A 21,229-nucleotide genomic window follows, 5' to 3' on the forward strand; every position below is an offset into this window, starting at 1 on the left:
CCAGGACGACCGAGCTTATTTCCGCGATCGGCGAATAGCAGCCCCCACAGGTGGGGGGCGTCGGCGCGCTCACGTGTCCCCCGGGGAAACACCGACTGTTCCCGTCGACGACCGTCACTCGGGGCTCGCGCGCGCACGAAATCCCGGGGCGAGCGGCGCGAGGCGAACCGCCCCCCGTCCGGGGGGTGGAAAAGACGTGTCTGCGCGCGGTATTTCTCACGAATCGCCGCTGCTGCCGCGCCATCCTTTCATTCGCGACGTCATGAACCTTTTCCGTACCGACCTGAACCTGCTGGTGGTACTCGAACGCATCTACTCCCAGCAGAGCATCACGCGCGCGGCGCAGCAGCTCAGCCTCAGTCAGTCGGCGGTCAGTCATGCGCTGAACCGGCTGCGCGAGTTGCTCGGCGACCCGCTGTTCGAGCGCCACGGCAATGCCATGATGCCCACCCCGTTCACGAGGGCGATCATTGCGCGCGTGCGCAACGGCCTGCATACGCTCGAATGCACGCTGCATGAAGCCAGCCGGTTCGATGTCGCGACGACGATCAGGCGTTTCACGATCGGCATCCTCAATGCGCAGGAACCGGTGGTATTGCCGGCCATCGCGCAATACGTCGCGCAGCACGCACCGTCGATCGATATCACCGCGGTGCAACACGACCGGCGCGCGATAGAGGCCGACCTGCTCACGGGCTCGCTCGATGCCGTGATCGACGTGCTGCTGCCGCACCCGCAATCCGTCCGCAGTACCCGGCTGTCGACCGACCGGTACGTCGTGCTGTGCCGGCGCAATCACCCGCGCGTCGGCCAGCGCCTCGACCTCGACGCCTATCTCGCCGAAGAGCACGTGCTCGTGACGAGCCGGCAGCGCGGCGGCGGCGTCGAGGATGCCGCGCTCGTCAGGCTCGGCGCCGAACGCCGCGTGCCGCGTCGTCAACCAGACCGACCTGCTGCTGACCATGCCGGAGCGGTACGCGCTGCTGCTCAACGAGATGCGCGGCAACCGGATGCTCGAATGCCCGTTCGACGCGTCGATCGATACCTATCTCTACTGGCACGCGAATTCCGATGCCGATCCCGCGAATGGCTGGCTGCGTCGGCAACCGGGCGACGTATTCGATCCCGTTCGCGCGGACACGGCGAGCCACCCGTGATGCGGTGCCTCGCCGGCCGCGCGCTCACCCGCGCAGCTCGCGCCGCAGGATCTTCCCCGTCATGGTCTTCGGCAGTTCGTCGATGATCTCGACGATGCGCGGATACTTGTACGCCGCCATCCGTTTCTTGCAGTAGGCGACCGGCTCGTCGGGCGAGACTTCGGCGTGCACGCCGCGGGTCGAATGCAGCGCCCTGCATGGCGAAGCTCCTCCGGATGCGAACATCCGGAGGATCCGGTATCGCTCAGCAATGCGGCATACGCCGCATCACTGCCCGCCTTCCATGCGCAACTGAAGCTTGCTGGTCACCGACGTGACGCCCGGCACCTGACGAGCCGCTTCCACCGCGGCCTTGTCCTGCGACTCGTCGGTAATCAATCCCGCCAGCGTCACTTCACCCGTCCTTGCCTTGGCAAAGACGGTGACCTGTGCATTGCCGATCCCGTGCGCTTTCACGATCGCCTGACGGACCTTCTTCGCAAATGCACGGTTTTCCAGGCGCTCGGCCTTCTTGGCCGATCGCGACGGGGCAGCCGTCTGCGTGGCCGTTTGCGTGTCGGGGGTACCGGATTGCGCGTAGGACGTGACGGACGTCAATGCGACAAAACCGGCGACAACGATCATAAGGCGTGACTTCATCATCCTCTCCTCAATTTGAACGAACGGGAAACTACGGGTGGGTGGGTACTCGAATCGGGCCCGGTATTGCGCCTGCGTCGCGCCGGCCACTGCCGGTTGCAGTGCGCAGGCCTTATGCGGCAATCGCATTCAACGCACCTTCGTCGGCTTCCAGCGCCGGCGAAAGTGTCATGCGCAGATGCTCGAGAAATGTCCGTATCTTCGCGTCCATGAACTGCCGGGATACGTACATCGCGTAAACGTCGAGCATCGTCAGGCGGTAACCCGGCAACACCCTGACGAGTTTCCCGCTCCGCAGATCGTCAATGACGGAGTAAATCGCCAACGACCCGATGCCCATGCCGGCACGCAACGCGATCGCCAGCGCTTCCGGTGCATTCGCCTGGAACGGGGCCGAGAGAACGGAATGTGATTCCACCTCGCCGCGCGTGCCATGAAGCAACCATTCATCGTTCGAGTCGGCCGGCGTGTCGAGGCGCAAGCATGTATGGTCGGCAAGATCGGCCGGCTTCGACGGCGTGCCATGCCGGTCGAGATAGTCCTGCGACGCGACCAGCACGCTGTAGCACCTTCCGTAGGTATGCGCGATGTATCCCGAATCGGGAAGACTCGACGCCGCGACCACCGAAATGTCGTAGCCGTCTTCCACCAGGTTCGGCATCCTCTGCGAATAGGTGATGTCGACGGCCACCTCGGGAAAAGCCGCCTGATAGGTGACGACGGCCTCGGTGACATGGCTTTGCCCCAGGCCCGGCATCGTGTGCACGCGCAACCGCCCGTATGGCCGGACGAGTGCGTTTCTCGCCTCGGCATTCGCCTGGTCGACATCGCCGAGGATGGCCAGCAGGCGCTCGAAATAACGCCGCCCGCTGTCGGTCAGCGAAATCCTCCGGGTCGTTCGATTCAACAAGCGGGTCTGTGCATATTCCTCGAGGCCGGATACCGCCCGCGATACCTGTGCAATCGCCACATCGGTCTGTTTCGCCACTGCCGTAAAGCTGCCGGCCTGCACGACGCGCACAAACGTCCGCATGTTCTCAAGGATGTCCATTTCGACCCATCATCCAGTGCTGCATCCACGCGACACGCCAGCGAGGTGCGGCGACGCGTTCGGTGCCACCGATTGTCCGGCATTCCGCGCCGACACTTCAGCCCCCCGGTCGGGGGGCTGAAGTGTCGGTCGATCATGTGGAATGCTTGGCGTTTGCGTCAACGCGCTGATCGCGCAGATGCACCGGTCGCGAGCCGATATGACGACGGAACCTCATCCGCTCGAGCGTGGCGTTCTCTTCGTGACGAACGAACAGTCCGTACACCTATGGGTCGACGGTCGATGTCCGGATCAGTGGCTGTATCGCCTTCCCCGGCCAATCGCCTGCGGGCGCAAGCCGTTCATTCGCCGCCTGGGCGCGTGCGGGACGCTTCGAGCGCCAACCCGCTGCGCACGGCCTGGATGCGCGACGTGACGTTGAGTTTTTCGAAGATGTTCTTCAGATGCCACTTGATCGTCTCCGGCGCGACGCGCAGCGCACGGGCGATTTCCTTGTTCGAGAGCCCGCGCGCAACGTAGTCGAGGATCTCGACTTCCCGTGCGCTCAGGTTGCCGGCCACGCCGGGCCGCCCGGCCGGCGTCGCACCCGCAGCGCGCTGCGCGTCGAACGCGCGCATCAGTTCGCGCGGATACCACGCCCCGAGCGCCGGAAACCGCTCGAGCCGGTTCTGCACGCGCGCCAACATGCGCTCGACCGGCGGACCTTCGTCGACGAAGGTCCGCACGAGCCCGTTGCCCTGACCGTATTCGAGCGCGCGGGCGAGCATCGCGAGCACCGTCTCTTCGTCGCCCGCCTGTTCGCACGCGAGCGCGCGCAACACGGCCGCCTGCGCCGCCAGCCAGTCGAACCCGCGGGCGGCGAGCAACTCGTGCACGGTCGCCATGACCTGCGCAGCCTCGTCCGCGCGCGCATCGGCAAGCAACAGGCGTGCACGTGCGGATTGCGCCATCTGCCATGTCTCGACCTGGCTCGACGTTTCTTCCGGCGGCGCCTCCGACACCAGCGACGCGAGCGCCCGCCCCACGCGATGCGCCTGCGTCGGCTTCCCGGCATGGAGGTGAAGCCGGATGCCGGTCGCCATGCATGCAACGCGCAGCCGCAGCCATTGCCGGCTGCATGCGATGTGATCGGCCTCGTCGAGCAGTTCGTGCGCGCGCGCTTCGTGCCCGGCCTGGAACTGCAGCAATGCGGCGGTCTGCACGAACCTGAGCAGCGGCCCCAGCGAACACGCCTGCATCGCGATGTCGAAGCGGTCGGCCTGCGCGTCGCGCACCTTTTGCCAGTCGTTCCATTCGTAGTAAATGGCCGACAGGTAACCGGACGAGAGCGCCGTCGCCGCCGACAGGCGCCCCGCCGCCCGCTCCGCGGCACGCAACGCAGTTTCGAACGTCTTCGACGCGTCGTGCAAGCGGCCGGCGACGAACTCCGCGAGGCCGGACATGTTCTGGCGATACACGTTCGCAAACAGTGGTTCGTGGCCGGACGCCGCGCGCTCGGCCCGCGCCCGGAGGTCCAGCGCGTCGTCGAGGCGGCCCGCGTACCCGAGCCCGAAACTCAGCGCGGTCTGCCCGATCTGCTCGACCCACGAACCGGACGGCGGGCCGGCCGCGAGTACGCGCTCGCCCAGGTGCAGCGCCTCGATGCTGCGATCCGACAGCGCGACGATCAGCGAGCGGACGGCCAGCAACTCGGTCGCCGTGACGGCATCGGTGTCGAGCCGCCCCGCGTCGATGTCGGCTTCGAGCGCATCGAGTGCGTGCCGCGCGTCGATGATCTGCATCGCCAGTGCCAGCGCCCAGGCATGCGCGATCCGCAGCCGCAGCCGGCCTGCCAGCGCCTGCCCGGGCAGGCGCGACACCCAGTCGAGCACGGTGCGCACGTCGCTCGACGCGATCAGCTTCATCGCGCATGCCTCGACCCAGGCGGCGGCGGCGTCGAAATCGCCCGCTGCCAGCGCGTGCCGGACGGCGTCCGGCCACTGCCGCTCCGCCGCATACCACTCGCTCGCACGGCGATTGAGCGTCGCCACCGCATCGGGCTCGCGCAGCGCCAGTTCCTCGCGCAGGTACTGCAGAAACAACGCGTGATAGCGATAACGCTGGCGGTCGCCGTCGATCGACCGGATGAAGAGGTTATGCCCGACCAGCCATTCGAGGCAGCCGAGCGCATCGTCCCGGCCGGTCAGCGCATCGCACAGCGCCGGCGTCATCCGGTCCAGCACGGCCGTGTGCAGCAGGAAGCGACGGATCGCGTCCGGCACCTGCGTCATCACGTTCTCGTTCAGGTACGCGGCGATGCCGGCCCGGGCATGGCTGACCTGTTCGGCCACGCGCGCCGCATCGTTGTCGTCGTTCAATGCAAGCGCCGCGAGTTGCAGGCCCGACACCCAGCCCTCGGTGGCCGCGCGCAGGCGCTCCACGTTTGCCGCGTTGAGCGGCTTGCCGGCGATCAGCTCGAAGAACGAGCGCGTTTCGGTATCGTCGAAACGCAAGTCGTTCTCGTCGATGCGCACGAGCTGGTCGCGCGAATCGAAGTAGCTGAGCGGCAGCGCCGGTGCCGAACGGCACGACAGCACGACGTGAAGGTTCGACGGCGCGTAGCGCAGCAGACCGAACATCGCGTCGTGGATGACCGGCGACACGAGGCGATCGAAGTCGTCGAGCATCAGGAACAGTTCGACACCCGAACTTTCCAGCTCGTTGAGCAGTTCGTCGAACACGACCTTCAGCGGAATCAGTGCGCGGTCGCGCAGCATCTGCCGGGCATGCGCGCCGACCCCGCCCGTCGCGTCGACGATTGCCGCGACGACGTAGGACGAAAAGATCGACGCGTTGTCGTCGTCCTGGTCGAGGCTCACCCACGCGACCTTCCTGCCCGATTCGACCAGCGTGTTGCGCCATTCCGCCAGCAGCGTCGTCTTGCCGTACCCGGCGGGCGCGCAGACGAGCGTCAAACGGCGATCGAGGCCGCGGCGCAGCCGCCCGAGCCGCGTGATGCGCGACACGATCCCGCTGGCCGACGGCGGCGCGAGCTTGGTGCGCACGAGCACTTCGATCGTGTCGGCGTCCGCCGGGCTGGTTGATCGTCTGTTGTCCCTCGGCGTCATGCTGTTCACGTTCTCCTCGCGCACTGCGCGTATCCGCCGGCCCAGAAAAAGCACCGCCGGCCGCCCGGCCGGATGCCCGGCCACGGCCCGCGGCGCTCCGCAACAGCATAGCGAGTCGGCGCCGGCCGTCAAAAGTAGGTGATGTCCGTACCGCTCCGCCCGCTCGCGGCGCCGCGTCGCGGTCGGCTCCAAAGGACCCGCATTGTTCTTGAACGGGCGCACGATGTTCAGCCCCCCATTCGGGGGGTACCTCGCACGACAATGTCGTTTCATTCTGGCAACTCGGCATCGCGGGTGACCCGCGCCGCCACCGACGCTGCGCTTTCCCCAGGAGCCGCCATGAACAGTCGCGACGCCGTCGCCGCGTTTTTTGACCGGTATCGCCGGCATGACATCGAAGGGATGCTCACGCTGTTCGCGCCGGATGCCACCCTCGACTACGTGCCGATCGGCGTGACCGGCCGGGCGGACGTACAGGGCAAGGCCATCTGGGCGGCGCTGCTGGACGCATTTCCGGACCTGCACAACGAGGTCGACGCCATTCATGCGGACGACGCCGGCCGTCACGCCACCGCCGAAGTCACGATCGGCGGCACGCAGGTGCGCGAATTCGCCGGCATCCAGAACCGCGGACGCACGTTCTCCCTCCGGCATGCGTTCGTGTTCGAATTCGATACCGACGGCCGGATCGAGCGGCTCGCCGCCTACTGGGACAACGTCCGGCTCTTCGAGGATCTCGGCAAGACGACCCTCGGGTGACGCGCTCCGGACGGTTCCGTCGTGCCGACCCGGCGCCGCACCGCAAATGCGAGCGGCGCCCGGCGGCAACGCCGCACTCAGTCGGGCTCGTAGCGCTCGCGCAGCGCGCGCTTGTTGATCTTCCCGACGCTCGTCTTCTCGATCGCGTCGACGATCAGCAGGCGCTCCGGCACCGCATAGCGCGAGATCAGCCCGCGGTCGGCCACCTGCTTCACATGCGCCCGCAACTCCGCCGGCCCGACGCGGCCCACATGCTCGTCAGCCAGCACGACGAGCGCGAGCGGCCGCTCGCCCCACCGCGCGTCCTTCACGCCGATCACGGCCGATTCCCGGACGGCCGGATGGCGCGACAGGATGTCCTCGAGCTCGAGCGACGACACCCATTCGCCGCCCGTCTTGATCACGTCCTTGATCCGGTCCGTGATCTGCAGCCGACCGTCCTTGTCGATCACGCCGATGTCGTTCGTATGAAGATATCCGCCGGCCCACAGCGCGGCCGATGCCGCCCCGTCGCCGAGATAACCCTGCGTCGCCCACGGCATCCGCACGACGATTTCGCCCGCCGAGCGGCCGTCGTGCGGCACGTCGCGAAATTGGGCGTCGACAATGCGCAGGTCGACGAGCGGCAGCGGCAAGCCTGCCTTCGTCCGGCGCGCGATATCGTCGTCGTCCGTCGTGCAGCCGGACCCGAGCGGCGGATCGACCTGCGCGATCGTCATCAGCGGGCAGGTTTCGGACATGCCGTAACCCGTGTACACCTCGATGCCGCGCGCGAGTGCCGCCCGCGCCAGCCCCTCGGGCAGCGGCGAGCCGCCCACGATCACCTTCCACGACGACAGGTCGATCCCGGCCAGCGCCGGGCTGTCGAGGATCATCGCAAGCAGCGTCGGCACGCAGTGCGAGAACGTCACCGATTCGCGCGCGATCAATGCGAGCAATCCGTCCGGCGAATAGCGCCCCGGATAAACCTGCTTGAGGCCGAGCGCGGTCGCGATATACGGAATGCCCCACGCGTGCACGTGGAACATCGGCGTGATCGGCATGTAGACGTCGTCACGATGGATGCGGCCGCGATCGCGCGCGCTCGACAACGCCGCCATGCCGGCCAGCGTGTGCAGCACGAGCTGGCGATGGGTGAACGCCACGGCCTTCGGCAGCCCCGTGGTACCGGTCGTGTAGAACGTCGTCGCGCGGGTCTGTTCGTCGAAATCGGGGAACACGAAATCCGGCGGGCTGGCGCCGACCCAATGCTCGTACTCGTCGACGAACCCGTCGGGAAGGTCGATCTCGGCTCCGTCGCCGATCAGCACGAACCGTCTCACCGTTTCGAGCCGGTCGCGAATGCCGGCGAGCATCGGCAGAAAGTCGCGATGCACCAGTGCAACCTGCGCCCCCGAATGATTGAGGCTGTACAGGAGCTGATCGGGAGACAGCCGAACGTTGGCGGTCATCAGCACCGCCCCCATCATCGGAATCGCGAAATAGCACTCGAGATAACGATGGCTGTCCCAGTCCATCACCGCGACCGTATCTCCGGCCCCGACGCCGATCGACGACAACCCGCTGGCGAGTTGACCCAGACGATGACGGAAGGTCCAGTAGTCGTGGCGCACCTGGTCGCCGTAAACGATTTCCTGTTCCGGCCGCGTCGCCAGCGGGGTGTGAAGCAATTGCTTGACCAGCAGCGGATACGTGGACGCGGACGGCAATGGCTCATCCCGGGAGCCGGAATGCGAAGGGTTCGTGAGAGTCTCCGTGAGCGGCGACGTGGCCCGATTCAAGGTTTCTGGCGGCCATGCAGGCCGTCGCCAACGCCGGTTTGCGTCGGCCAGGGTGACAGTCAAGATACCGTACCGGCATACGCCGGACACCCCCACGTTTTGGGGGGGACAAGCCGTCCTGGCGGATCGGCCATGCCGCGATCGATCGCGCGGGCGGCAACCCACCTGATCGGGGGGGCAATTAATCCCGGCCGCGTTGTAAGATTTCCGGGCATGCTCGCGCGGCCTGGCGAAATCGCCGTCTTCGCCTCGAAGTGCAAAGGAGACCTACCGAGCAGACTCGAAGGCCTCCGTCGGCTGAGCACGGCCAATCGTCGACGCCAGACCGATTCCTGAACCCAGTCCAGTGAAAGGAGCAGTTATGACCACCGAGCCGCAGCAAACGGACAAGATCCCCTCGCCCGATCCGGCCGAGAACAATGCGTACTTTCCGTCTCCGTATTCGTTGTCGCAGTACACGTCTTCAAAGACCGACTTCGACGGCGCGCATTACCCGAACCCGTACAAGGGCGGCAAGTGGAAGGTCCTGATGATCGCCACGGACGAACGCTACGTCCTGATGACGAACGGCAAGATGTTCTCGACCGGCAATCATCCGGTCGAGATGCTGCTGCCGATGCATCACATGGATCAGGCCGGCTTTGAAATCGATGTCGCGACGCTTTCGGGCAATCCCGCCAAGCTGGAGCTGTGGGCCATGCCCGGCGACGACGAGGCCGTGCAGTCCACGTACCGGAAATACCTGCCGAAACTCAAGACGCCGCTCAAATTGTCCGACGTGCTCGAGAAGGATCTCGGTGCCGATTCGCCGTACATCGCGGTGTTCATTCCCGGCGGCCACGGCGTGCTCGCCGGAATTCCGCACAGCAAGGAAGTGAAGCGAACCCTCAAGTGGGCGCTCGACAACGACCGGCACATCATCACGCTGTGTCACGGCCCGGCGTGCCTGCTGTCGGCGGCCGTCGACGAGGATCCGCAAAACTATCCGTTCAAGGACTACGAGGTTTGCGTGTTCCCGGATGCCCTCGACAAGGGGCCGAATCTCGATATCGGGTACATGCCGGGCCCGCTGCCATGGCTCGTCGCCGAAAGCCTCGAAAAACTCGGCGCCAAGGTGTTGAACAAGGACATGACGGGCCGGTGCCATCAGGACCGGAAACTGATCACGGGCGATAGCCCGCTTGCGTCCAACAACATCGGCAAACTGGCCGCCGCGGCACTGCTGAAGGAAGTCGGGAACTGACGACCGGCGTGCATCGCGCAATTGCACTGGTGTTACGCATCACCGGTGCAATTGCTGTCGTCATCGGCGCCGGCAACAGGCAACTGTTTCCCGCGGGACGGGTGCGCTACGCGTTCGATCCGTTGGCAAAGCCTTCGTCGAGCATGGGTGCGCTTCAATGTCGACTAAACCGCAATCCCCGATTTGATTGGCTTCGTTTGCCGCGTGTGCTCACGCAGCATCAGGATCATTCGAGAATACCGAGGATGCCAAATCATCGAGGAACGCCATTCCCGCGTTATCTGGACAGCGCATCCCGAGCAGCCTGAAGTATTTCTTCCGACAGCGCCTCGTTATCGACCACGCGCGACATCATCAGCGCACCGATCATGGCTGACGCGGCCGCCAGCGACTTGCCACGCTTGCTTGCTTCCGTGCCGCCCAACTGTGCCTCGATGAGACCTACGAGACGGAGAAACCCGTCCGTCGCGACTTGCCGCGTGCGTGAATCGGCTCTCGCCATATCTCCACCCAGCGCCGCAAACGGGCAGCCTATCGACATATTGTCGCGATGCGCGACCGACAGGTAACGCTCCGCAATCTCCCGGCGCGCCTCACGAGGCGGTTTCCCCTGCACGAACGACTCGAGCGTCCCGTACAGCGTCGCGCTGGCAACATCGCATGCTTCCGCCACGAGATGGTCCTTCGACTCGAAGTGCCGATAGAACCCGCCCGGGGTCAAGCCGGCAGCCGACATGATGTCGGCAATCCCCGCACCTACCACACCCTTCTCGCGAAACTCCCTTGCGGCGGTTTCCACGATCCGCTTGCGGGTCTCGCTTGCCTCTTCCCTCGACTTTCTCATATCGATCCTGCGCCTGAGCGCTCCGTGTAAAACTTCCCGTTGACACTTAGAGTGTATTCATACTCTAATTGGATGTCGACCATACTCTTATTTATCCAGGGGGGCGGAAGTGGGACAGGACTGGAAACATGGATACGTCCATACCAACGGCATTCGCATGCACTATGTGGAGCAGGGATCCGGGCCGCTGATCCTGCTCTGTCACGGGTGGCCTGAATCGTGGTTTTCGTGGCGCCATCAGATCGCGCCATTGGCGCGGGCCGGGTACAGGGTTGTCGCAATGGATCAGCGAGGCTACGCCGACACCGATGCACCGCAAGCAATCGACGCATACAACGTCCTGAATCTCGTTGCGGACCTGGTCGGCCTGGTTCATGCGTTGGGGGAGGAACACGCGATTCTCGTCGGGCACGATTGGGGATCCATGGTCGCAGCGTCCGCCGCGCTGCTTCGTCCCGACATGTTCCGCAAACTGGCTTTGCTGAGCGTGCCGTACCTGCCGCGCCAGACACTGCGGCCGGCCGTCCGCTTTCAATTGCTCACGCAGGAGCAGCATTTCTATCAACAGTATTTTCAGGAACCGGGGCGGATCGAGCGCGAGCTCGAAGCCGACGTTCGCCGCGCTTTGCTGGGCATTCTGTATTCGGCCTCGGGGCAGGCTCGCTCGAGTGAAAAACACCGCCATTCCAGCTTCGTCCGTTTCGACAAGGCCAGTCGTCTTGTCGACAGTCTCGTGTTCCCCGACGAGCAACCCGCGTGGCTGACGACGGAGGAACTCGACTACTTCACGGCTCAGTTCAAGGTGTCGGGTTTCCGGGGCGGCATCAACTGGTATCGGAACTTCGATCGGAACTGGGAGCTGACGCCGTTCCTGGAAGGCGCGCGCATCTTCCAGCCCACGGTCTTCATCGCCGGTGAACTGGATGGCGTGCTGAAGATGGCGAAGGATGAATACGAGACGCTCGAACGTAACGTGCCCAACCTGAAGGGGAAGCACCTGATTGCCGGAATCGGTCATTACGCGCAGCAAGAAGCGCCTGACGCGGTCAATCAGCTGCTGCTGTCGTTCCTGTCCGACCGGGGATAGGGACGAAGCATATGGATCAGACTTCAAACAAACCCGATGCCGGCGCGCTACGTCGCGCTCGCATTCTGGGCGGCCCCCTGTTTCGAACGCTGCTGTCGCTCGGGGTGACCACCATGGCCGTATTGATCGCCCAGACATTCGTCGGCGTGCTGGAGACGTGGTACGTGAGCTTTCTCGGTACCGATTCGTTGGTCGGCGTGTCGCTTGTCTTCCCGATCTCGATGTTGATGACGATGATGTCCAACGGCGGCATTGGAGGTGGCGTTGCGTCCGCCGTGGCTCGAGCAATCGGCGGCGGCAAACGGCGCGATGCCGATGCGCTCGTCCTGCATGCGGTTGTCGTGGCCGTGGCACTCGGCTGCCTTTTCACGATATTGGCGTGGTGCTACGGTCCCGAGTTGTATGCCGCACTCGGCGGCCGGGGGCCGGGACTCGCCGCGGCGGTGACCTATTCGAACTACGTATTCGCCGGCGCCATACCGGTCTGGATCGTCAACTTGCTGTGCGCAGCCCTGCGAGGTAGCGGGAACGTCAAGATTCCCGCGATCACGACCTTCGCCGGCGCACTGGTGCTGATTCCGCTTTCGCCTTTGCTGATTTTCGGCATAGGCCCCGTACCCGGCCTGGGCATTGCCGGTGCGGGTATTGCCGTCTCCCTCTATTACAGCATCGCCGCCGTCGCGCTCCTGATCTACATGGCCAGGGGGCACGCCGGATTGGTCCTGACGCGCACGCCGCTGAATCTGCGATTCTTTTCGGACATTCTTCGGGTTGGTGTGCTCTCGTCGATAGGCGCACTGCAACTGAATCTGATGGTCGTATTGCTGACCGCGGTGGTGGGGCGTTTTGGCCAGGCTGCGCTGGCCGGCTACGGCATCGCTTCACGACTCGACTACGTCTTGATACCGCTGCTGTTCGGTCTAGGTACCGCCGTGCTGACCGTCGTCGGGACATGCATGGGAGCCGGCGACATCGCGCGGGCCAGACGAGCTACATGGCTCGGCATTGCGATGGGAGCCGGCTTCACGCAGATCATCGGGTTGGTCGTCGCCATCCATCCCCCCGTCTGGCTGGGCCTGTTCACGCATGACACGGCCACGACACACTTCGGGGGCCTCTATTTGAGGACCATCGCGCCACTCTACGGTCTGGTCGGCGTGTCTTTCATCCTCTCGTTTGCGGCCCAGGGTATCGGCCGTCCTTTCTGGACAATCCTGGGTGGAACGGCTCGCTTGTTCATTGCGGCCGGTGGTGGATGGCTGGCCGTCAATCAGCTGGGGGGCGGCATGGGCACGCTGTCCGCCTTCGTCGCGGCGGGGACGATCGGTTCAGCGCTGGTATGCGCGGCCACGATGGTGCCCAAACGTATCTGGACTCGGGTCGAGGTGTGACGGATCGCGCAACGACCCGCCGTTATCGATCGGCTATATCTGGAGAATGGTGAAATGAATCGTACCGTCATCGCTGGTTATGTGCGCACGCCTTTCGCATTTGCACGCAAGGGACCCTTTCACGCAACGCGGCCGGATGATCTCGCCGCCGTCGCACTTGCCGAACTGGTCCGACGCAGCGGAATCGATCCGCACCTGATCGAGGATGTACTGATGGGATGTGCCTATCCCGAGGGCGCTCAGGGAGACAACGTCGCACGTATCGCATCGCTGCTCGCGGGACTGCCCGTTCAAATCGGTGCCGCGACGGTCAATCGCTTTTGCGGCTCATCGATGTATGCCATCCACATGGCGGCCGGACAGATAGCCATCGGTGCCGGCGAAGCGTTCATCGCGGCCGGTGTCGAGAGCATGACGATGGTGCCGCAAGGCGGCTTGTCGGCGTCTCCTAATCCGCGTTTCGCGTCGAGAGAACATCCCGATGCAGACGTTCCGACCCAGGCGTACACGCCAATGGGCATCACTGCCGAAAACGTGGCGGCACGCTGGGCTATTTCGCGTGAGCAACAAGACGCGTTCGCCGTCGAGTCTCAGCGCAAGGCTTCGCGTGCGCAAGCCGAAGGTCGTCTGGACGATGAGCTCGTGCCGGTTATCACGCCCGACGGCACCGTGGTCGATCGCGATCTTTGTCTGCGTCCGCAGACTTCGCTCGAAGGGCTCGCCGCGCTGAAACCTGCGTTCGGGGAAGGCGGTACCGTCACGGCTGGTACTGCCTCGCCTTTGACGGATGGTGCCGTTGCCGTACTCGTCACGTCGGAAGCATTCGCGCGACAGCATGGGCTCGACATGCTCGCCCGCGTACGGTCGACTGCAATCGCGGGCCTTGAACCCGAAATCATGGGGATGGGGCCGGTACACGCAACCCGCAAGGCGCTTGCGCGTGCCGGCTTGCGCATCGAGGACATGGATGTGATCGAGATCAACGAAGCCTTTGCCTCGCAAGCGATCGCATGCATGCGCGAGCTCGGCATCCATCCCGATCGAACCAATATCGACGGCGGAGCAATCGCGCTTGGCCATCCGCTCGGCGCAACAGGTGCACGGATCACGGCCAAGGCGGCGACGCTACTGCGCCGTGTCAATGGTCGTTACGCGCTTGCCACGCAGTGTATCGGTGGCGGACAAGGGATCGCGACTGTTCTCGAAGCGTTGTAGTCACCCGTTCGATACTCGCCCTGCAGGCTGCGCTCCACGCGCAGCCTTGAACGTGGCGCGAAGCGACCGCCACGGACATCCATGTCGCTGCCGGCAACCAGCATCCGCACTGCGTGTTCATCTCCTCGCCGTGCAAGGGCGCATCGGGCAGACGTGTGAAGCACGGAAGGACGACCCGGTGGAACTCATCGTGTTCGAGAACGTGCCACGGCTCGCGACGCGGGCGCCATCTGCTCGACCAGATTTGGCGGATCCTGCGCCACTACAACTACACCGGGAACGAGACGACACACGACTGCGGCGAGATCGGCGGTCTCGCGCAGAGCCGGAAAGCGACTTATCACCACCCGGCGAGCGGTTTCGAAGCATCAATCACCGCGCGAATGCCGAGGTAGCACCCAGAGCATCCGTCCCACTGCCTCGGCCTGGTTCCGGGTGTGCGTCTTCTCGTAGATCGCGCGCAACTGGGTGCGAATGGTCGCGAGCGACACACCCGCGCTGGCCGCGCATTCGTCCGGCGTCTTGCCACCGATCAACGCCTCGGCGACGGCGGCTTCCGCGCTCGACAAGCCGAACGCCTGTCGTAGCTGTTGCGCGACGACGAGCGGCGCCCCGCTACGTTGCCTGGCCGTGACCAGCAACGTCGCATCGCCGAGAACGGCATGCCGCCCGTGTCCGGACAAGGCGGCGATGCTCAGAAAGACTTCGTGCGCGGCGTTCACGGTGCTGGACAAGGCCAGACTCTCGCTTTTGCGGGTTTTCGCGACACGCCCCAGCGCCGCCTTGAGCGCGTCATTCTGAGGCGCACTTACCGCGCCAAGATGACCGTTCTCGAGCCTGATCCAGGTGGCCGCGCGGAGCATCGCTTCGGCCGCCCTGTTGACGAACACGATGCGTGCATGCCGGTCCAGCGCGAAGACGGACAGGCCCAGTTCCTCCATCAGTTCGGTACCGAGTGCTGCATCGTGATGCAGTACCCTGGCGTCCTGCCACAGGTTGATCGAACGTTGCAGATGCCCGGCCATGCCGGTCAGCGTCGCACGCTCTTCCGGTGAATAGGGCGGGCGCCCGTGCGCGCGCAACAGCCCGAGCAAGATGTTGTCACTACCGGGGCGGGCGAACCGAATGCCCATCAGATAGCGAATGCCGGACGGAATCTGATAGTCCTGGAAGAATTCGCTGCGTTCGATATCGCGCTCGGTCAGGTGATCCTGGCAGCAAACGAATTCGCCTAGCGGTGCATTCTCCACGAAGCCTCGGCGTGGATCGAGCGCGCCGTAATACTGGTCGTAGAGCGCGACGATCTCGTCGAATTCCGCGCGCGGAGAATAAATCGAGAATTTCGGCGCATTGCGTGCGACGTCCCAACTGAACATGTGAAATACATTTGCACCGAGGCTTTCGGATACCCGGTGAAAGACTTCGAGAAAACCATCCGGATGCAGCGCGGCCTCGTAGAGGTCCCCGATGAGTTGGTCACGGTGCATGCTCCCCCCGTCGCTTCGCGATCTTCGTATGTTGATTTTGTCTGACGATATTGCTTCGAATACCGAATGTTTTCAGGCTAACACAGGTTATTTGCATGCAGTGCCATGTTATTTCCTGATTTTCATCCACCTGAATGATGATCAAAAAAAATGGCTTTGCGAGAATCCCGGCCATTCAGCGTGCATGAGCAGTGCATATGGCACGTATCAACCAGCAGGCTCTCGGGGGAAAAACAATGAAGCTCACACCTGTCGTATCCGGTATTGCAGTGCTCGTCCTGTCGGCTTGCGGCGGCGGTAGCAGTTCGTCCTCGTCGCCTGCCGAACCAACAGCACAGACGGTCAGCGGGGTCGCGGCCGCCGGCGCGGCGATGCAGGGTTCCACCGTGAAGCTGGTCGATGCCACCGGCAAAGCGGTTGACTGCCCGGCCGATGCGTCGACCGGCGCGTTTCATTGCACCGTAACGGGCTTGAGCGCGCCGTTCGCATTGTCCGCGTACGGCAACGTCGCCGATTCGCAAGCCACGCTGATCGCGCTCAGCGCGAAAGCCGGCACGCAGACCATCAACATCACGCCGATCACGAACGCAATCGCCGCCACGATCATCGGCGACAACCCGACGAAGCTGCTCGCCGACACCGGCTTGCTGCAGAGCAAAGTCACCGCGCAGGCAGTTGCGAGCACCGTGCAAGCTTATTCGTCTGCGCTATCGGACCTGCTGGCCGCGACCGGCAATACGGGTGTTGACCTGATTTCCGGCCCGCTGACCGCCGGCGCACCGGGCCTCGACCGGCTGCTCGACCAGGTGAAGGTCAACGTGCTGCCGGATGGCGGCGTCCAGATCAGCTCGGTGGCAGGCGCGTCCAGCGATACGCCGGTACAGCTTCAGCTAGCACCTGGTGTCGCGCCGCAGGCCGGCGACAAGGCGAGCCTGCCGGCCGCCGCGACCATCAACGGTGCGGTAGTGTCGAATTTGCCGAGCGCCAGCGATCTGGCCGCATTGCAGACCGCACTCAACCAATGCTTCGCCGGCTCGACCGGCGCCGCACGCGCGGGCGGCAGCGTAGCGGCGTGCGGCCGGATCTTCGTGGACGACGTCGCGTCGAGTGCGCTGAACGCCGGCGTGCCGGCTGCATATCTCAACAACGGGATGTCGGCCGACCAGGAGTTCGGTACAGTGGCCGGCAGAACGCCGGGGATCGTCGCCGACGATGCAATGAACAACGCCAGCTTCAGCTTGCCGGAAGTCATCCGCGTCGTTGCCGGTGACACGATGTGGGTCAAGCTCGCGTGGACGCGCAGCGATGGCATTCGCGACGGCATGCAGCAGCATGTGCAACTGGCGGTGCGGTCGGGCAGTCTCGCGAGCGGCGACAACGGCTGGCGCGTGGTCGGCAATCAGCGCGCGGTATTGAGCAAGGTGAACGCAAACGCGCAAAAATGGGACTGGCTGAATCCGGCCAACCCGTCGACGGGAACCAATGCATTCGTCGATTCGCTCAACCTCCAGGTAGGCGCTGTCGATGCGACCGGTACCGCCGTGGACTTCGCGATCGTGAACGGCCCCGGCTTGCGCAACGGCGTGTTCCTGCAGCCGTCGAGCGGCACCTGCGACACCTTGAACATCCGGGCGCAGATCGCGAGCGGGCAGACGCCGGCGCAGCTTGCCGCGCTGGCGAAGAATGCGCTGTGCCGCAACAATTTCCGTCTCGCCGGCGTCGCGCAGGATCCGGCCACCCAGGGCCAGTTCACATGGCCCGGCGACGCGCCGCGCAACAATACCGCGTGGGCGAAACCGCAACTGAGTGCCGCCGAGCTGGCCGACATCAAGCCGTTCAGCGCCTATACGATCGACGTATATCAGAACGGCAACACGTCGACACCAGCCAAACACTACACGGTTCGGTTGCGTACGCCGTCGCCGCTTCCCGAAGCGCTGCGCCAGTACGCGTGGCACGAGCTGGCGCAATCCACGCGCGACAAGCTGACGCCGGGCACTGCCGATACATTCGTGGGCGGCACGACCTTTCCGCTGGCCTGGACGTCGAAAGCCGGACTGCCGTTCGTCAAGCGCGGCAACGTGCAGATTCGCGCAACCGCGGCCGGGCAGACGGCGGCGACGTTCGTCAATGGTTCGGCATCGGCGTTGCCGGTTCAGCCGGGCGCTGCGGTGACGCTCAACGTGCCGGGCGACCAGGGCGTGGCGTTTCCGTCGGTCGCCGGCTGGACCGGCAGCACGGACTTCTCGTTCGTGAATTTGAACTGGTCCGATCCGGTCGACACGCTCTTTACCGAGTCCTTCGAGTACGACCGGTAACGGGAGGCTCAAAATCGGCGCTCGCTGACAGTCCCGTGCATGCCGGATCACCTTGGTCGTGTCCGGCTGCGAGGAAAGCGGCGAGCGTCGCGTCGAACCCGGCTCCGTGTCGTCGAGTAGCGGGATCGCCGCTTCCCGAGCCGTACGAAGACGGCGAGCGGACATTCCGTGACGCGATGCCTCGCGCCCGGCCCACACGTGATGGGTCCAGGTCACCCTGAACAGGCGACGAGCATTCGCGGCATTTCCGGCACGGCAGAAACGACTCGAAGCCATGAGTACCGCCGACCTCCCCGCGACTCGCTCACTGGCCATAATGATCTGCGCGGATACAGGTCAAACCGATAGCCGCCGATAAGGCGAGCTATCGCAGAAACGGCGCCAACGCTTCTGAGGCTTCGGAGAACTGCTTTTCGAGGAAGTCGAGCAATGTGCGCACGCGCGGTGCCATATAAAGCGTGCGTTGAAAGAGTGCGTTCACCGGCACGTCCGGGCAACGCCACTCCGGCAGGAGCAGTTTCAGCCGCCCGGCCTGCAGATCTGCGCCGATGTCCCAGATCGACTTCATGGCCACGCCGCGCCCCTCTATCGCCCATTCGCGGGCAAGCGAACCGTCGTTCGTTTGACGTGAACTGTCGAGCGGTGCCGTGAACAATGCTGTCTCGCCATCGCGCGCGAAACGCCAGTTGTTCGCCGCGCCCGCTGCCGAAGAAAGTACGACGAACCGATGTTCACGCAAATCGTCGGGATGGTTCGGCATACCGTGCGCGGCAATGTAGTCGGGCGACGCACATAGTGCACGGCGATTGTCGGCCATGCGCTTGGCGACCATCGAACTGTCGGCCGGCACGCCGAAGCGGATCGCGAGATCGATGTCGTCCTGCAGCAAATGTGACAGCGAATCCGACAGGACCAGCGTCAGCGTGACGTTCGGATGGCGTTCGTTGAATTCGTCGAGCCATCGACATAGCACGGTGCGTCCGAAATCGGAGGTAGCCGACACGCGCAACGCCCCGCTCACCGACGCCCGTCCGGCCTGCAATGCAGCGCGCGCATCTTCCAGGGTTTGCAGCGCATGCTGGCAATGGACGAGGTACAGGCGACCTTCGTCGGTGAGGCGCAGCTTGCGGGTCGACCGCTCGAACAGCTGAGTATGGAGTTCTCCCTCGAGCTTTACGAGCCGGGCGCTCGCCGCGGCGGGAGAGAGGCCGAGCCTTCTGCCGGCAGCCGAAAGACTGCCTTGGCTTGCCGTTTCAACGAAGAGGCGAATATCACCGAGATTGTCCATGATCGCGTCACGCGAAAATAATGATGGGTTGTGCCGCGCGATACCCCGCGTGGGCCCCGGCATGGTAACGCGATGCAGATCGAATCAGGAAAGGCCGACCGGCGGGATCGGCCTCATGCCCATTTACCTGGCGACCACGCCGAGCTGCTGGAGGAACGTCAGATTGTCCTCGAGATGCCAGTTGTCGGTGATCTTGCCGTCGCGAACGCGATAGATGTCGGTCGCGATGAAGTCGACCACCTGCCCCTTTCCCTGCACGCCGTTGAAGCTGCCCGTGAAGTGACCGGTGAAGTGCAGATGGGTGATGACGCGGTCGCCTGCGACGATCATCTGTTCGACGTCGGCGTGAACGTCCGGCACGGCGCCATGGAAACCCTTCGATGCCGCGAGTGGCCCCGCGATGCCCTGCGGCCGGCCGGCGGGCAACGTGCGGTCGGTGAAATCGGCCGCCAGCGCCTCGCGAGCCTGGGCCTCGTCACCCGTGCTCCAGAAGGTATCGTAAAGGCGTGCCGCACGGATCTGTTGCTCGGCCTGATGCTTCGACAGACTCTTGTCGACAATCAGCGTTTTCGGTTGCACGAGATTGTCGTCGGTGGCGGAAACGGCAGGCAATGCGGCAGCAGCTGTGGCGGCGGCCAACGCGATGCGGGAAACGACGGAAACGACGGTGCTGGTTTTCATGTCAGGCTCTTTTGCGGTGTGTTCGAAAAAATGCAATGAATCCGGAAATGATGCGGCTTTGAATGTTCAGGCGGGAATACGTACTGCGCGATCGCATCCGTGCGAAGCCGCTCGGGCAATACCCTAGATCGTCTCGCTTTCGCGTACCGTAATCGGGCTTTTCAGTACGAACCGCGCAATGTCGTCCTTGCGCATGAACGCAACGCCGGGATGGCTCTTCGCATAACGCAGAAACGCGTCCCATGCACGTGTCATCTGCGGCGTTCCGCTGATACGGTCATGCGCGCTGATCGACATCATGCGTCGACGCGATCCCGCCTCTTCGTACAGCTGATCGAAATCGAACTTGATCTGTTCGAGGAATTTTTCCGGAGAGTAATTCCGGCCCTCGACCAGCAGGATGTCGTTATTGCGCAGTGTGTACGGAACCACAACGAAATCCTTGCCGTTGACCTTTTCGATGAACGGCTCATCACGGCTCGTATCGTCGATGTGATAGACGTAACCGAGTTCCTGCAGCAACGACAGTGTGTTCGGGCCGCGTCGCAGCCAGTTCGCGTTATAGCCGATCGGGCGTTGACCAGTCACCTCTTCCACCATCGATCGCGCCTGGATCAGGAACTCGCGTTCCTGTGGCCGCGACATCGCGTACTGCGAGTTCCACGTCGGCCCGTGGCCCGACGCTTCATGGCCACGCGCCACGATCTCCCGAGCAATCTCCGGATGCCGCTTCGCTGCCTCGCCGATCATATGAGCCGTCACCTTCACGTCGTGGCGATCCCAGAGATCCAGCATCCGGGGAATCCCTTCGCGGTATCCATACGCAAACCACGCTTCGGCGGCCAGATCGGCGGGGACACTCGCCGGGAAATCGACCTTCGGGAACGGATTGTCGGCTCCCTTCGGGGGCTGCCCACCCGCCTCGAACTGCATCGAGATTGAAATGACCAGCCGCGCGCCGTCGGGCCAGAATTCTCCCCGCCCGGGCGCAGCGACCGCGTTCGATTGGGAATGACTCGTTTGCGCGTCGACCTGTGCCGTTTGAAGCATCGCACCGACGGCGAAAGCACCCGCGCCGACACCGGCCTTGGTCAGGAAGGAACGGCGCGTCGGCTGATCCGGCGCCCGATTGACTGAATCACGATCCGTTTGATCGACCTGAATTGCCATAGTTGAGCTCC

Annotated in this window: 16 protein-coding genes and 2 pseudogenes; 8 read left to right on the forward strand and 10 right to left on the reverse strand. The window is 64.1% G+C overall.

Annotated features, from left to right (window positions below; translation table 11 throughout):
* Positions 1–196: 196 nt before the first annotated feature.
* A complete protein-coding gene (locus ABY44_RS36785) occupies positions 197–1,243 on the forward strand; it encodes a LysR family transcriptional regulator (protein WP_230948837.1) in 1,047 nt (348 codons plus the stop codon).
* Here the strand turns inward: ABY44_RS36785 and ABY44_RS36790 are convergent.
* From ABY44_RS36790 to ABY44_RS36805, 4 genes and pseudogenes are all read right to left on the reverse strand, one after another.
* Positions 1,182–1,316: pseudogene (locus tag ABY44_RS36790) on the reverse strand (AMP-binding enzyme); the annotation flags it as partial. The gene ABY44_RS36785 and the pseudogene ABY44_RS36790 overlap by 62 nt on opposite strands.
* 108 nt (positions 1,317–1,424) lie before the next feature.
* On the reverse strand, positions 1,425–1,925 hold the full coding sequence (locus ABY44_RS36795; protein ID WP_230948836.1) for a BON domain-containing protein: 501 nt from the start codon (positions 1,923–1,925) through the stop codon (positions 1,425–1,427).
* Positions 1,909–2,847 carry a LysR family transcriptional regulator gene (locus tag ABY44_RS36800; protein ID WP_048027848.1) on the reverse strand — a complete coding sequence of 313 codons (939 nt, stop codon included), beginning with the start codon at positions 2,845–2,847 and terminating at the stop codon, positions 1,909–1,911. The genes ABY44_RS36795 and ABY44_RS36800 overlap by 17 nt, the downstream gene beginning before the upstream one ends.
* Positions 2,848–3,188: 341 nt before the next feature.
* Positions 3,189–5,954: a LuxR C-terminal-related transcriptional regulator gene (locus ABY44_RS36805; RefSeq protein ID WP_060172872.1), complete on the reverse strand. Its 2,766-nt coding sequence runs from the start codon at positions 5,952–5,954 to the stop codon at positions 3,189–3,191.
* A 339-nt stretch (positions 5,955–6,293) separates the two neighbouring features.
* Between ABY44_RS36805 and ABY44_RS36810 the strand changes: the two genes are divergently transcribed.
* The gene (locus ABY44_RS36810) at positions 6,294–6,713 is read left to right on the forward strand and encodes a nuclear transport factor 2 family protein (RefSeq protein ID WP_059685771.1); all 420 of its coding nucleotides are present in this window, start codon (positions 6,294–6,296) and stop codon (positions 6,711–6,713) included.
* Between the two features lie 77 nt (positions 6,714–6,790).
* Here the strand turns inward: ABY44_RS36810 and ABY44_RS36815 are convergent, their stop codons facing one another.
* Entirely contained in the window at positions 6,791–8,422 is a 1,632-nt protein-coding gene (locus ABY44_RS36815) for a fatty acid--CoA ligase (protein ID WP_431643542.1), read from the reverse strand.
* Between the two features lie 433 nt (positions 8,423–8,855).
* Here ABY44_RS36815 and hchA point away from each other — a divergent pair, with 433 nt between their 5' ends.
* Positions 8,856–9,737, forward strand: coding sequence for a glyoxalase III HchA (hchA, locus tag ABY44_RS36820; protein ID WP_059696909.1), 882 nt, complete (start codon positions 8,856–8,858; stop codon positions 9,735–9,737).
* A 277-nt stretch (positions 9,738–10,014) separates the two neighbouring features.
* Here hchA and ABY44_RS36825 read toward each other — a convergent pair whose 3' ends face one another.
* Positions 10,015–10,581 carry a TetR/AcrR family transcriptional regulator gene (locus ABY44_RS36825; RefSeq protein ID WP_059696911.1) on the reverse strand — a complete coding sequence of 189 codons (567 nt, stop codon included), beginning with the start codon at positions 10,579–10,581 and terminating at the stop codon, positions 10,015–10,017.
* Positions 10,582–10,738: 157 nt separating this feature from the next.
* Between ABY44_RS36825 and ABY44_RS36830 the strand changes: the two genes are divergently transcribed.
* The 4 genes and pseudogenes from ABY44_RS36830 to ABY44_RS36845 all read left to right on the forward strand — a co-directional run.
* On the forward strand, positions 10,739–11,668 hold the full coding sequence (locus tag ABY44_RS36830; RefSeq protein WP_136471419.1) for an alpha/beta fold hydrolase: 930 nt from the start codon (positions 10,739–10,741) through the stop codon (positions 11,666–11,668).
* Between the two features lie 11 nt (positions 11,669–11,679).
* Positions 11,680–13,059: an MATE family efflux transporter gene (locus tag ABY44_RS36835; RefSeq protein ID WP_431643543.1), complete on the forward strand. Its 1,380-nt coding sequence runs from the start codon at positions 11,680–11,682 to the stop codon at positions 13,057–13,059.
* Between the two features lie 54 nt (positions 13,060–13,113).
* On the forward strand, positions 13,114–14,274 hold the full coding sequence (locus ABY44_RS36840) for a thiolase family protein (RefSeq protein ID WP_060172753.1): 1,161 nt from the start codon (positions 13,114–13,116) through the stop codon (positions 14,272–14,274).
* Positions 14,275–14,327: 53 nt separating this feature from the next.
* A pseudogene (locus ABY44_RS36845) lies at positions 14,328–14,606 on the forward strand (DNA cytosine methyltransferase); the annotation flags it as partial.
* 36 nt (positions 14,607–14,642) lie between these two features.
* On the opposite strand, the gene ABY44_RS36850 reads toward ABY44_RS36845, so the two are convergent.
* Positions 14,643–15,761 carry a helix-turn-helix transcriptional regulator gene (locus ABY44_RS36850; protein ID WP_060172752.1) on the reverse strand — a complete coding sequence of 373 codons (1,119 nt, stop codon included), beginning with the start codon at positions 15,759–15,761 and terminating at the stop codon, positions 14,643–14,645.
* 236 nt (positions 15,762–15,997) lie between these two features.
* On the opposite strand from ABY44_RS36850, the gene ABY44_RS36855 reads away from it, so the two are divergent.
* Complete coding sequence (locus ABY44_RS36855) at positions 15,998–18,079, forward strand: hypothetical protein (protein WP_060172751.1); 2,082 nt, start codon at positions 15,998–16,000, stop codon at positions 18,077–18,079.
* Between the two features lie 364 nt (positions 18,080–18,443).
* Here ABY44_RS36855 and ABY44_RS36860 read toward each other — a convergent pair whose 3' ends face one another.
* The 3 genes from ABY44_RS36860 to ABY44_RS36870 all read right to left on the reverse strand — a co-directional run bounded on the left by ABY44_RS36860 (position 18,444) and on the right by ABY44_RS36870 (position 21,218).
* Positions 18,444–19,367: a LysR family transcriptional regulator gene (locus ABY44_RS36860; RefSeq protein WP_060172750.1), complete on the reverse strand. Its 924-nt coding sequence runs from the start codon at positions 19,365–19,367 to the stop codon at positions 18,444–18,446.
* Between the two features lie 123 nt (positions 19,368–19,490).
* Entirely contained in the window at positions 19,491–20,048 is a 558-nt protein-coding gene (locus ABY44_RS36865; protein WP_059696924.1) for an ester cyclase, read from the reverse strand.
* Between the two features lie 123 nt (positions 20,049–20,171).
* A complete protein-coding gene (locus ABY44_RS36870; protein WP_048027866.1) occupies positions 20,172–21,218 on the reverse strand; it encodes a polysaccharide deacetylase family protein in 1,047 nt (348 codons plus the stop codon).
* Positions 21,219–21,229 lie beyond the last annotated feature (11 nt).

It is taken from the genome of Burkholderia sp. ZZQ-2, from assembly GCF_050768715.1.
Lineage (GTDB): Bacteria > Pseudomonadota > Gammaproteobacteria > Burkholderiales > Burkholderiaceae > Burkholderia > Burkholderia cepacia.

Excerpts from the sequence above, each read along its gene's own strand:
- ABY44_RS36805 (WP_060172872.1), bottom strand. The coding sequence starts at position 5,954 with ATGACGCCGAGGGACAACAGACGATCAACCAGCCCGGCGGACGCCGAC.
- ABY44_RS36855 (WP_060172751.1), top strand. The coding sequence starts at position 15,998 with ATGAAGCTCACACCTGTCGTATCCGGTATTGCAGTGCTCGTCCTGTCG.
- ABY44_RS36800 (WP_048027848.1), bottom strand. The coding sequence starts at position 2,847 with ATGGACATCCTTGAGAACATGCGGACGTTTGTGCGCGTCGTGCAGGCC.
- hchA (WP_059696909.1), top strand. The coding sequence starts at position 8,856 with ATGACCACCGAGCCGCAGCAAACGGACAAGATCCCCTCGCCCGATCCG.
- ABY44_RS36810 (WP_059685771.1), top strand. The coding sequence starts at position 6,294 with ATGAACAGTCGCGACGCCGTCGCCGCGTTTTTTGACCGGTATCGCCGG.
- ABY44_RS36825 (WP_059696911.1), bottom strand. The coding sequence starts at position 10,581 with ATGAGAAAGTCGAGGGAAGAGGCAAGCGAGACCCGCAAGCGGATCGTG.
- ABY44_RS36870 (WP_048027866.1), bottom strand. The coding sequence starts at position 21,218 with ATGGCAATTCAGGTCGATCAAACGGATCGTGATTCAGTCAATCGGGCG.
- ABY44_RS36840 (WP_060172753.1), top strand. The coding sequence starts at position 13,114 with ATGAATCGTACCGTCATCGCTGGTTATGTGCGCACGCCTTTCGCATTT.
- ABY44_RS36860 (WP_060172750.1), bottom strand. The coding sequence starts at position 19,367 with ATGGACAATCTCGGTGATATTCGCCTCTTCGTTGAAACGGCAAGCCAA.
- ABY44_RS36850 (WP_060172752.1), bottom strand. The coding sequence starts at position 15,761 with ATGCACCGTGACCAACTCATCGGGGACCTCTACGAGGCCGCGCTGCAT.
- ABY44_RS36795 (WP_230948836.1), bottom strand. The coding sequence starts at position 1,925 with ATGCGATTGCCGCATAAGGCCTGCGCACTGCAACCGGCAGTGGCCGGC.
- ABY44_RS36830 (WP_136471419.1), top strand. The coding sequence starts at position 10,739 with ATGCACTATGTGGAGCAGGGATCCGGGCCGCTGATCCTGCTCTGTCAC.
- ABY44_RS36865 (WP_059696924.1), bottom strand. The coding sequence starts at position 20,048 with ATGAAAACCAGCACCGTCGTTTCCGTCGTTTCCCGCATCGCGTTGGCC.
- ABY44_RS36835 (WP_431643543.1), top strand. The coding sequence starts at position 11,680 with ATGGATCAGACTTCAAACAAACCCGATGCCGGCGCGCTACGTCGCGCT.